This window comes from Herpetosiphon llansteffanensis, assembly GCF_003205875.1.
Taxonomy (GTDB): domain Bacteria; phylum Chloroflexota; class Chloroflexia; order Chloroflexales; family Herpetosiphonaceae; genus Herpetosiphon; species Herpetosiphon llansteffanensis.
Map to the genome: position 1 here is coordinate 19,154 of NZ_PUBZ01000096.1, position 12,122 is coordinate 31,275.

Below are 12,122 nucleotides of genomic sequence, written 5' to 3' on the forward strand. Positions count from 1 at the left end.
GCAGCAATGATTTAGGCTTGCGTACTTGCAAGATTGGAAAAAAACGAGCGACTGAGATAGCCTGCCAACTCGGCTGGGCTAATTTGGCCGCTGGCAAGTAGGCGTTCGTAGCTATTGGGCGCAAGCATGTTGACAAGCGTAGCGACCAGCACCGCAGTGGGAATTGCTTGTTCGAATTCAGCGTTGGCTTGACCTTCGGCCATTAATGCTGTGATCAATTCCATGGCTTTGGCGCTATAGGCCGCCAGATCTGGCCGTTTATTGATCACGTTGGTGGTTAAGCCAAGCCGCGGATTGAGATCAAGCAGCACTTGGTTGCCTTGGGCTTGAATACGGGTAAACACATCGAACAGCAAATGTTCGAGCCGCACGCGCACTGGCAAGGCTTCGGCAAGGGTTTGTTCAATTTGGCGCAGAAATTGATTGAATTGTTGTTCAAAGAGCGCCACGACCAGCTCTTCTTTGCTGGCAAAATGCAAATACACCGTGCCTTTGGCAATGCCAGCGCGAGCGGCAATCTCATCGATCGAGGCCTCGACATAGCCTTTTTCGCTGAAAAGTTGCTGCGCAACCTCAAGAATCAAGGCTGCTCGTTCTTCACGTTGGCGCTCGCGCAACGAACGCATCGGCAGCGGCGCTGCTGCGTTTTTTTGCTCCATTTGCGTTTCCTTGAACTCACTATTCATATTTATTGACTAGATAGTCATAATTTATGACCGATAAGTCATACTGTAGCATGATCATAGTTTCTGTCAAGCCATGGGGAAATTAGCGGCTCTGCCAATCGATTGAGGCGATTGATCGTGCTTAAGAACGAGGCTAAGTTGGTGATTATTGGGCATACTTCAGGAGATTCTTACTTAAGGAGAACGCCTTTGCGCGAACAAAAAATTGTTGAGCATGCTCACCCTGTTGCAGAAATCGGTGTCTGGCTTTGGGCGCTGGAAGATGCACGGCGACGAACGAACGAAGAAATTGCCAGATTAAGCGAAGCTATGATCGATTGGCAGCCGCCCCATGGTGATAGCACAATTGGCAGCGTGCTCTACCATGTTGCCTTGATTGAAGCCGATTGGTTGTATGACGAAGTGCATGGATTGGCTGCCTACCCTGAGCCAGCCGCGAGCTTGCTGCCTCACCCGCATCGCACGGACTATGATTTGTTGACCCCGGTATTGGGCGAACGGTTAGCCCAACATACTGCTCGCCTAGCAAAAATTCGCGAATTGCTGTTGGCAACATTTAATGATATGAGTTTGGCCGAATTTCGGCGGCCACGCGAACTTGAACGCTATACAGTGACCCCAGAATGGGTGCTGCACCATTTATGCCAACACGAAGCAGAACATCGTAGCCAAATTGGCGGCATCCGCATTGCCTTCGAGCGCGCCCATGGCATCGAAACACGCTAAATTAGGTTTGAAATTGAGATAAAATTTGGCTAGCCGTCGATCACGCTTGATCGGCGGCTTTTGGTTAAGCGCTCATCCCAATTGATGCAGGCCACGCTTGGATTGGGCTTGACGCAAGTGCAGCATGGCCTTTATAATCGCCAAAAAGCGCGACGAAGCACTTTCCCCTCGTCACGTCTCCGAACAGCCTGTATACGTGAGGAGCATCACCCATGTCGGTATTCCAAGATTCAGAAGAACTGATCAAGTACCTTGGTGCATTGTATGATGAAGCCAAGTGCGATCCTGAAATTGCGCCCAAAATCAAGCAATCTGGCCTCTCAATTCAGTATCGCTACGACGATCCCGCAGGGATTGTGAGCATTTTGGCTGATCGTCAGCCAACCCAAGAGGGTGCATTTTTCGATGTGGTTTGGGGCGAAGTTGCTGGCTTGAAGCCCGATGTTGTCATGTCGATGAAGGCCGATATTGCCCACCAATTTTGGCATGGCACGATCAATTTGATGGCTGCCCTGACCCGCCGCCAAATTGTTGCCAAAGGCCCGATTCCCAAAATTATCAAGCTGCTGCCTGCCGTGACCCCAATGTATGAGATGTATCCACGGCTCTTGAAGGAAATGGGACGGCCTGAATTGGTTGTTAGCAAAAAATAAGCAGCTAGGGAACGTTCCCTCACCCCCCGACCCCCTCTCCCCCTCGACGCGGGCGAGGGGGAGCACGCATTTTGACCAAGAATCATTGCAAAACCACTGGATTAAAGCCCCTCTCCCGTTGGACGGGAGAGGGGTTTGGGGTGAGGGAATCTTAAACCTAGCCTTGTAAGAACCTCCGCTCCCACTCGACGCGGGCGAGGGGGCACTGGGTTTAGCGGCATTGCAAAAGAACCACTGGATTAAAGCCCCTCGCCCGCGCCACGGGAGAGGGGTTGGGGGTGAGGGAATCTTAACACCGACCCTTGGAAGAACCGCCGCTCCCACTTGACGCGGGCGAGGGGGCACTGGGTTTAGCGGCATTGCAAAAGAACCACTGGATTAAAGCCCCTCTCCCGTTGGACGGGAGAGGGGTTTGGGGTGAGGGGATCTTAAACCTAGCCTTGTAAGAACCTCCGCTCCCACTTGACGCGGGCGAGGGGGAGTCGACGGTTTTTTACCAAGGAATTGGGGAAGCACTACGCGGTGAACGCCCCTCGCCCGCGCCACGGGAGAGGGGTTGGGGGTGAGGGAATCTTAACACCTTCCCTTGCAAGTATTGCCTAGTCCCTGAATCCTGACCCCCGATCCCTCAACTTATTGCCAATGCGGCAGCAAATTCTCTAAAGTGCTGGCGTTGATTTGGCCTAAACCAAGGTAGCGTTGCTGTTGATCTTCGACGACCACGATGCTGCCATCAGCATACGAACTCTTTTTGATCGGCAGATCGCGGCGCGCCAACCATTCGTCAATTTGGTGATCGCTGATGGTGAGCCGCTGTTGGCTAAATTGGGCTGTATAGCGCGAGGCTAAATCGTGGGCTGGCTGAAAGCCATGGCGCGAGAGTTTGCCCACATGAATGCCCGCACTGACAAACGGAAAATGCTCAAAATTGCTCAGCCAGCGCTCAGGAATGGCATGAATGCTCTTGCCATTGCGCCATAAACTGAGGCCTTTGCTGGCTAAGAGCGCGGGCAAATCGAAGCCATAATTCTGCAAGCTACTGATAATTTGCTGCTGCTCTTCATTGGTTACGGCTTTGTAGCCAGCTTTGGCAAGCGTCTGTTGCGGGCGCTCTAGGCTTGGCGTGGCAATCTGATCGCGCTTGACAATCAGCGCTGCGAAAAATCCTGCTGTATTGTAGAGATGCGGCCAGAGGCGCAAAGCTTTGGCAACCTCAGCATCGTAGGCTTGAGCACCGGCTGCCAGCAAGCCTGGAGCTTGAATTGGCACACGCTGCGGAATTGGCCTAATTTCGATTTGTTCAGGGTAGCGCTTGAGCAGCACATCAAGCACAGCCTCATCTTCCTCGGGCGCAAGGCTACAGGTCGAGTAGACCACTTGGCCGTTGGGTCTGGTTGCTTGCAAGGCACTTTCGAGCAACTTAATTTGGCGTTGTTGCAGGGTGTTGCGTTCGTGGCTCGAAACCAAGCGACTGGTGTGGCGTTCGCTGGTGCGCAACGCTTCGCCGCTACATGGCGCATCCAACAAGACATAATCAAATTGCTCTGGCAGCCAACGACCCATGCGCTCGCCTGGTTGGTTGGTGATGACCGCCGAGGTGCTGCCCCAGCGTTGCAGATTGCCCTTGAGGCCAGCAATGCGTTGCAAGTTGCTATCGTTGGCCACGACGAGGCCGCGATCGCCAAGCTGCGAGATGAGATGGGTGGTTTTGCCACCAGGCGCAGCAGTCATATCAAGCACGCTTGGCTCGGCCTCGGGCTTAAATTCAAATAGCTCGACGGGTAGCATCGAGGCTGCATCTTGAATGTAGTAATGGCCCATTTGATGCTCGACCGTGCGGCTTAGATTGTTGGCTTCGTTGCCAAGCTGCCAGCCAGTTGGGCAGAATGGCACTTGCTCAAGCTGCCAACCATAGGCTTGTTGCCACGCTTTGGGGCTAGCTGCATCAGCCTTGAGCGGGTTGACGCGCAGGCCACTGGGCAAGGGCTGATTCATGCTCTCAAGCAGTTGGTTGAGTTCGGTTTTATTCAGTAAATCGCGATAGGCTTCAAGCTGGCGCGGTATTTGACGGGTCATTGTTATTCCTTTATGCGGGATCAAATTCCGATCCACGAAGAGCACGAAGAGCACGAAGGCCAAAACCGCCAAGAACGCCAAGCACGGAAACCGCGAAGAACGCGAAGAGCGCGAAGGACATTTTTTGAGCCACGAATTCCACGAATTGCTCGAATCCTGTTCCCATAGCCATAATCCCTGCTCACCACGCAACCAACATTCGTGTCCTTCGTGTTCTTCGCGGTTAAAAACTTCGTGACCTCTGAATTCTGACCCCTTGATTCCTATGTTCTATGCTCTATGTTCTATGTTCTATGTTCTCTGTTCTATGCTCTTTGTGCTCAGCTCGGCCACGATCTTGACGGTTTCTAGGCTGACGGTGATGATTTTGCCGATTAGGCGCACAATATACTCAGGATCGTCGTGGCGATTGGGATCGTTGCTAATGCCAGAACGCGCATCGGTGCTGACGCGATATTGATCAATCACCCAATCGAGCGCCGAACGATTGCCCAGCTTGTATTCAAAGGCTTGCGCCGGAATGCCAGCCAAGCTCAGAAAATTATTGTAGCGCAGACTCGTGCGATCTTTGCTGAGTTTCATGCTTTCAACCCGCCAATTCAGGGCTTCGTCGCGGTTTTCGAGCCATTGCAATGGGTATTCTGGCTGGCTTTCGTAATGAATGTGCAGCTCGGCTAGCTCGCGGCCAGCCTTGGCAAAGGCCTGAAAATCGGCCAAGGCAACAATTGGGATGCGCGGCAGTTCGCGGCGCAAGTTGGCGGCGTAGCGTTCGCGATATTGCGGCGAGTGCAATAGCCCATAGACATAATAAAAAATGTCCCATTTGCTGATGCTTTGCTCGCCAAGTTGCGTTCGGAAGTGCGCAAGCGCCCAATCGCTGATGTTTTCGCGCTGGTTGCTGCCATCTTCGTCGTAGACATAATATGGAAAGCATTGACCTGCTCGTCCACCGATTACTACATCTGATATTCTATCAGTCATAAGCACTGAAAAAGGTATTTCAGTATGATTAGTTACACAAATTACTCGATTTTCTTTTAGCTTTGGAAAAACTAATGGTATTTGATATAACCTTTCATTAAGTAGTCGTTCAAAGTAGAATTTTTGTTTAGTGTATGGGCGATAGATACCATCTGTAATTTTACTTTGATCATATTGGAGATAGCGTCCTCGTTGAATATTTGCTTTTAAATCACTACTCCAACTAACTTTTTTTTCATCAATAGTAATGAAACTATCAATTTCTGCTTTGATAGTCAAACGTTGCCAGCGTGAAACATGATCGTTATAAGAATCAATCGTTAATTTGATATTGTTCGATAATACCGTTGCATCAAAATTCCAAACCCAAGCATCACGATTACTTTTCACTCCATTACTAAATTGAGTGAAAATCGCTTGTCCTAATCCTTTCTTTGCATCTTTACTACCTATAGGAATAAATTCTTCAAAATCGGCCTGCATATCTTCTGTTAGCCAAACATAATTTTTGTTTGGAATAATTTCTTGCCATTGGATGTTTGAGATATTTTCTGCTTGGTTAAGTAAATCAAATTTTGCTTGTTTACGCGCCATCTCGTCAGTTCGCGCATACCAAATTGTGGCATCACTCGTTTTTGCTGAGCCACGCTTCTTAATCAAAAAGATGATGCTGACCCCAACTAGGATTCCAAACACATTGTGGGTTGTACCTGAAAGCTTAGGATTTTTGCGCACATTGCCGCCAAGATCCAGCACATAGATCGCATCAAAATCTTGGGCGAGATGTTTGCGCATGCCATCAAGTGATAACCCATCAAGAAACCCATTATTGGTCACAAAGGCGACAATACCTTCATCGCCATTGCGTGTAATCCGATCAGCTGCCCAACGAAAAGATTTAACATATGGGTCATTTAGGGCATTTTTATTAGTTTGGTGTGAATCACGGCTATAGGTCATGGCTACACGTTGGTCGATAATTTCATACTTGCGATTTTTATTATTATCATTCTCGTTAACTTGGCGGGTGTTGTAGGGTGGGTTGCCGATAATCACAAAAATATCTTGTTGTTGCTGTTTGAGCACGCGTTCGGTGTTTTCGGCCACAAACATGCCCAATTGCTGGCCTGCGCCAACTTGCGCCAATTCAAAGGTATCGACCAAACAAATGCCATTGAATTCAGCATAACTCTTGGTCAATTCATAATACAAGTGTTCGATATTCATCGACGCGATGTAGTAGGGCAGCAACATCACCTCGTTGCAGTGCAATTCCTCGGCATATTTTTGGCGCAACTTCGTCAACGGAATTTCGTGCATCACGCGCAGCAAAAAGTTGCCAGTGCCAACAAATGGGTCGAGCACATGCACGCCAGGGTTGCCCAGCGAAGTATTGAATTCGCGGCGCAACAATTCTTCGACCGAGCGCACCATAAAATCGACAATCGGCTGCGGCGTGTAGACAATGCCGTGGGTATCGGCAACCTTAATCGAAAAACCTTGGAAGAAATTCTCGTAAACTGTGTTCAAGAAATCTTGCTTATGGCTAAAATTCTCGATGGTGGCGGCGGTTGTTTCAATTGCGCCATAAAAGCGGTCGAGTTCGCGCAGAAAATCGTTCCGATTGAACGAACGCGAAGTTAATGCCTGAATTACAGTTTCAATTTCGCGCGCAATCACATTGCGATTGACAAAATCGGGATTATTAAACACCTTGCGAAAGATGCGTTCAGTCAACAAGTGCTGAATCAACATCTCCTCGACCGCCGAGATTGAAATATTGGGGTTGATTGCCTCGCGCACCAAAGCCATAAAGCGATCGAGAGCCGCAATAAAACGCTGATTCTTCTCGTTGATTTCGCGTTCGATCAAGCGCAACACACCTTGGGCCAATTCGGGCACGCGCTCGCGAAACTCGACGACTGCGTGATCCCATTGCAGATATTGGGGTGGTTGATAATTGAAAAACAGCAGCAGCGCATCGATCAAAGCCTCGGGCTGGCTAATATCCACATCGAGCACTTGGCGTTGGTCTTGCCAGAGGATAATCCGTTGCGGAGCCTGAAACAGAATATTATCGGCGGGATAGCCAGCGGCGAACTTCTTGCGCACCTCGGTTGCCAAGTCGTCGCTACTATCTTTAGCTTCCCACACCCCGCGAATCAGGGTAAAACTATCGAGCAATGCGCCGTCGGTACGAATCGAGCTTTTTTTCAAGCGGATCGAATACTGTTCGACCAATGTCCAGCCCATCTGGCTAGCGCAAGCGCGGAGCAAAGCAGCAAACGCGGGAGCAACTGCGCCCTCGTGTTGGGCGCGGGCATCGGCCAAACTGCGCAAACTGGCATAATATTCGCGCACCGCCTTATGATTTGGCTTGATCGAAAGCATTGGTTCTACCCTCACACACAGCGGAAAAAAGTAGCACTATTGTACGCGAGAAGCATGGAGAAATCAAAAAAGAACATAAATGGGGATCGGTTGTTGGGGGCTGGGGATCGGGCTATGTGCTATGGGCTATCGAAACATCATTCGTGGAATTCGTGGAATTCGTGGCTGAAACATCCTTACCACAAATGATCAGTTTTAACGCAGCGGCGCAGAGGAACGGTGGCTTTTGGCTGTAGGTTATGGGCTATGGTTCATTTGGTTTAAACATGGCCAGATCCCCTCACCCCCCAACCCCCTCTCCCACTGAACGCGGGCGAGGGGGAGCATTGGGTTTCACCATAAATCATGTAAAAACCACGGAATGAACGCCCCTCGCCCGCGCACGGGAGAGGGGTTGGGGTGAGGGGATCAGGCCACCGACCCTGCGGTTTCAGTGCTTCGTGGATCAATTGATAGATCATTAAGCGCAACTTGCTGCTAAAATGGCTGAGGATTAACTTCGAGGTCAGTATGACAATTTTATCGCCGCGTGTGCGCTCGATTCGCACAATTTATAGTATTTTGACGATGGTCGTGCTTGGCTTGCTCATTTGGGGCATCTGGCATTTGTTTGCCAATGATGGGCCGACGGTGCAAGGGCGTTGGCAAATGACGAGCCAAGTAGTTGAATTTCAGGCCGATCGCATGGTAACTGGTTTAGCCAGCGAGCCGTTGCGCTACGAGGTGTTGAGTGCGACCGAATTGCGCTTAACCAGCGCTGATGGCAAGCAACAAACCGCGACCTATGCCTTAAGCGCCGAGCAGCTGAGCTTGGTTATGTTGAACCAGCAAGGCGAAATGCAAACCCAACTGCTGCAACGAATTGAACAATAATCACGAGCTACAACCAGCAATCTGAGGAGTTTCTATGGATTATCGAGAACTGGGCCGAACTGGCTGGAAGATTTCATCGATCGGCTTTGGGGCGTGGGCGATTGGCGGCGATGCCTGGGGCAAGACCGACGATGCCACCTCGCTAGCAACGATTCATGCGGCGATTGATGCAGGCGTGAATTTTATTGATACCGCTGATGTCTATGGCGATGGTCATTCTGAGCGCCTCATTGCCCAAGTGCTGCGCGAGCGTCCAGGCGAAATTATTGTGGCAACCAAGGCTGGGCGACGCTTGAACCCGCATACGGCTGCTGGCTACAATCGCGAAAACCTAACCGCCTTTGTTGAACGCAGTTTGCACAATCTCAATACCGAAGCGCTTGATTTGTTGCAATTGCACTGCCCGCCAACCGAGGTGTATGCCATGCCCGAAGTATTTGGCGTGCTTGATGATTTGGTGCGGGCTGGCAAAGTGCGTTACTACGGCGTAAGCGTCGAGCGGGTTGACGAAGCGCTGGCAGCAATTGAATTTCCCAATGTGCAAAGCGTGCAGATTATTTTTAATCTCTTTCGCCACAAGCCAATTGAGCAATTTTTTGCTGCGGCGCAAGCCAAGCGAGTTGGGATTTTGGCCCGCGTGCCATTGGCGAGCGGCTTGTTATCGGGCAAAATTACGGCTGCTACCAATTTTGAGGCAAGCGATCATCGTCATTACAATCGCCATGGCGAAGCTTTTGATCAAGGCGAAACCTTTGCGGGCGTGGATTATGCAACTGGGTTGCAAGCGGTCGAGGAATTACGCGCTTTAGTGCCAATTGATGCCAGCATGGCCCAATTTGCCTTACGCTGGATTTTAATGTTCGATGCAGTGACGACGGCGATTCCTGGAGCCAAAACGCCAGAACAAATGCGAGCCAACGCCGATGCCGCTGCGCTTGCGCCACTTGATGCAGCGACCATGGCCGAGGCACAGGCAATTTACGAACGCTTAATTCGACCATTGGTTCATGAGCGTTGGTAGATGTTGGGGGTTGGGAGTTGGGGGTTGGGGATCGGAATGTTTTGCTTCGTGGATCACAATCCATGATCCACGAAGCACGTTTTTTTGCCACAGATGGGCACAGATTCCTCAGATTGATTTCCCATAGCCAAAAGACAATAGCCTATAGCCATACTTCCTCTGCGCCGCTGCGTTAAAACCTGATCGCCGACCCCTGACCCCTGACCCCTTTCGCCAATAGCCTGATCCCCGAACCCTGACCCCTGACCCCTTTCATCACATTTTTATAAAACTGCTTGAAAAAGGAATAAAGACTTTTTAATCAGCCAAAGCTCCCGCTTAACAGTGGCAAGCTCGCCATGGATTGCGCCTATACCATAGCGGTTTGTTTTGTTATAGTCCAATTAAGCAGGAGCCATGTATTTAAGCTATGTATCGACTGAAAAAATCTAAGCCTTTAGCATCATATATGTATGAAGCTTTGGTTATTTTTTTAGGAGGAATGATGAAAAGCAGTTTGATGCGATTGGTTGGCGGAAGTTTGTTGGTTTTGACTATGCTGCTGCCTACCGCAACGTGGGCCGCAGATAGTGCAAATATTTACGCCTCATGTGGCAATGGCGCTTGGGTTAGCATTGGTGGCAGCGGTAGCGTTCAAGTAACCTTCAATCGCTTGGGTGCTAGTTCTATTGTTAAAAACATTAATCTTGGTGGTGGCATGTCAACAGTGGTTTATTCAGGCGTTGCTGGCAGCTACTCAACGGTCTCGGTTAATGGCAATAGCTCTATTTCTGGTGCTGGCTGCGCCTAAATAGCGCCATATTTGAGCGAGGTGGGAGGTGAAGGTTATCGTGAATCAATGATCCTACACAATGAGGAGGCCGCTATGCGTTCAAGGATTGTATATGGGGTGCTTGGCGTAGTTATTTTTGTGCTAGGCGGAATCACTACCCAACATACAACTGCTCAATCAGCGAATAATCAAGCGGGGCCATCCACGCTTTATGCTGGCACATTTACCTATCAAGGCGAACTTGTTAGTAATGGCACTGCGATTAATAGTGTTTGTGATTTTCAATTTAGTCTCTATAGTGTTGCCAGTGGCGGTACTCAGCTTGGCTCGACCCAGACAGCATTGAATGTAAATGTGCAAAAGGGTCGGTTTAGTGTTGAGCTTGATGCTGGATTAAACGGCCCTTTTGGGGAAGCTTTTACTGGTGGTGACCGCTGGCTGGGTATTGCTGTTCGCTGCCCGGCAGGCACTGGCAGCTACACCACGCTTAATCCCCGTCAGAAGATTACAGCAGCGCCCTATGCCTTGAGCCTTAAGCCAGGCGCAGTTGTGCGCAGCGCCGAACCAGTTAATTCAATCTTTACTGCGAGTAATCTTGGCACGTCCGGCAATGGCTTAGTAGGATACGGGGCGACAAGTGGGGTTTATGGCGAAGGCACAAGCCAAAGCAATGAAACCTACGGGGTTTATGGCACCACTGGCTCAAGCTCAACTGCTGCTAGTGCGGTGTATGGCCGCAACAATGGAACTGGCTATGGAGTGTATGGCCTGAGTTCTGGCTATGATGGCGTTTTTGGCGAATCAACCCGTGTATCGGGCAATGGGGTGCATGGGGTTGCCAATAATGGCGAATCTGCCTATGGAGTTTGGGGCCAAAGCACAAATGGGCGTGGTGTTGTTGGCAATAGTACCGCAGGGACTGGGGTTTCAGGCTTTAGCAACTCAAGTAGTGGTGTTACTGGTTCAAGTAGCTCAGGTAGTGGTGTTACTGGTTCGACTAGTTCAGGTAGTGGACTTTTTGGCTTTAGCACCTCAGGCAATGGCGTTTATGGATATAGCTCAAATAATTATGGAGTTAATGGTGTGAGTGGCGTAGAAGTAGGGGTGCAAGGCTCTGGCCCGAATGGAGGTGTGCGTGGATTTAGCACCGATAATACTGGAGTTTGGGGCCAAAGCGAAAATGGGAGTGGAATTATAGGGGTGAGTGGCGGTAATTATCCGAGCATTTGGGGCTTTACTGGTAGCAGTAATCCCGCTGTTAAGGGCCAGCAAAATGGCTCAGGCACTGGTAGCGGGGTTGAGGGGATTGCGATTAGTGGCAATGGGATTGTTGGGAGCAGCCAAAGTGGCTATGCTGGCATGTTCTATGGCTCAGTTAATGTGACTGGGGCCATCAATGCTGCGGTTAAAAATTTCCGCATCGATCACCCGCTTGATCCTGCCAACCAATATTTGCAACATGCTTCGGTTGAAAGCGATGCAATGAAGACCATTTATGATGGCGTTGCTGTGCTTGACAGCGATGGCAAGGCTGTGGTTAACCTGCCTGATTGGTTTGAATCGCTGAATGGTGATTTCCGCTATCAACTAACCGCACTTAATGCCCCCGGCCCAGGCTTATATATTGCTGCCGAAATTAAGCAAAACCAATTTACGATTGCTGGTGGCAGCGCTGGCAGTAAAGTTTCATGGCAAGTTACTGGCATTCGCCACGATCCCTATGCTGTTGCCAATCCGCTGCAAGTGGAATTAACCAAGCCATTAACCGAACAAGGAACCTATTTGGCTCCAGAAGGCTATGGTCATGCAGCAGCCAAAGGAGTTGATGCCCGCTATCGCAGCGCGATCAAAAACCCACCAAGCATTCCTAGCATCGATGTTCCGACGGCTCCAGCACAGGAATTGGAGCAAGAACTACAGCGTAAATTGGAACGCCGTTAGTC

Annotated in this window: 10 protein-coding genes; 6 read left to right on the plus strand and 4 right to left on the minus strand. The window is 50.1% G+C overall.

The window, feature by feature from the left end:
* Positions 1-11: 11 nt before the first annotated feature.
* Positions 12-659, minus strand: a complete 648-nt coding sequence (locus C5S61_RS13265; protein WP_164689443.1) for a TetR/AcrR family transcriptional regulator — start codon at positions 657-659, stop codon at positions 12-14.
* Between the two features lie 216 nt (positions 660-875).
* On the opposite strand from C5S61_RS13265, the gene C5S61_RS13270 reads away from it, so the two are divergent.
* Together C5S61_RS13270 and C5S61_RS13275 are read left to right on the plus strand one after the other, a co-directional pair.
* Positions 876-1,412 (plus strand): DinB family protein, encoded by a 537-nt coding sequence (locus C5S61_RS13270; protein ID WP_164689445.1) that lies wholly within the window; start codon positions 876-878, stop codon positions 1,410-1,412.
* A 212-nt stretch (positions 1,413-1,624) separates the two neighbouring features.
* Positions 1,625-2,065 (plus strand): hypothetical protein, encoded by a 441-nt coding sequence (locus tag C5S61_RS13275; RefSeq protein ID WP_110515532.1) that lies wholly within the window; start codon positions 1,625-1,627, stop codon positions 2,063-2,065.
* A 633-nt stretch (positions 2,066-2,698) separates the two neighbouring features.
* Here the strand turns inward: C5S61_RS13275 and C5S61_RS13280 are convergent.
* From C5S61_RS13280 to C5S61_RS13285, 3 genes are all read right to left on the minus strand, one after another.
* The gene (locus C5S61_RS13280) at positions 2,699-4,141 is read right to left on the minus strand and encodes an NOL1/NOP2/sun family putative RNA methylase (RefSeq protein WP_110515533.1); all 1,443 of its coding nucleotides are present in this window, start codon (positions 4,139-4,141) and stop codon (positions 2,699-2,701) included.
* A 10-nt stretch (positions 4,142-4,151) separates the two neighbouring features.
* Entirely contained in the window at positions 4,152-4,307 is a 156-nt protein-coding gene (locus C5S61_RS26865) for a hypothetical protein (protein WP_164689446.1), read from the minus strand.
* A 125-nt stretch (positions 4,308-4,432) separates the two neighbouring features.
* Positions 4,433-7,513 (minus strand): type ISP restriction/modification enzyme, encoded by a 3,081-nt coding sequence (locus C5S61_RS13285; RefSeq protein ID WP_110515534.1) that lies wholly within the window; start codon positions 7,511-7,513, stop codon positions 4,433-4,435.
* A 510-nt stretch (positions 7,514-8,023) separates the two neighbouring features.
* Between C5S61_RS13285 and C5S61_RS13290 the strand changes: the two genes are divergently transcribed.
* The 4 genes from C5S61_RS13290 to C5S61_RS13305 all read left to right on the plus strand — a co-directional run bounded on the left by C5S61_RS13290 (position 8,024) and on the right by C5S61_RS13305 (position 12,120).
* Entirely contained in the window at positions 8,024-8,386 is a 363-nt protein-coding gene (locus C5S61_RS13290) for a hypothetical protein (RefSeq protein WP_110515535.1), read from the plus strand.
* Positions 8,387-8,420: 34 nt separating this feature from the next.
* Positions 8,421-9,407 carry an aldo/keto reductase gene (locus C5S61_RS13295; RefSeq protein WP_110515536.1) on the plus strand — a complete coding sequence of 329 codons (987 nt, stop codon included), beginning with the start codon at positions 8,421-8,423 and terminating at the stop codon, positions 9,405-9,407.
* A 484-nt stretch (positions 9,408-9,891) separates the two neighbouring features.
* Complete coding sequence (locus C5S61_RS13300; protein WP_110515537.1) at positions 9,892-10,197, plus strand: hypothetical protein; 306 nt, start codon at positions 9,892-9,894, stop codon at positions 10,195-10,197.
* A 75-nt stretch (positions 10,198-10,272) separates the two neighbouring features.
* A complete protein-coding gene (locus C5S61_RS13305) occupies positions 10,273-12,120 on the plus strand; it encodes a DUF8740 domain-containing protein (RefSeq protein WP_110515538.1) in 1,848 nt (615 codons plus the stop codon).
* Positions 12,121-12,122: the final 2 nt, after the last annotated feature.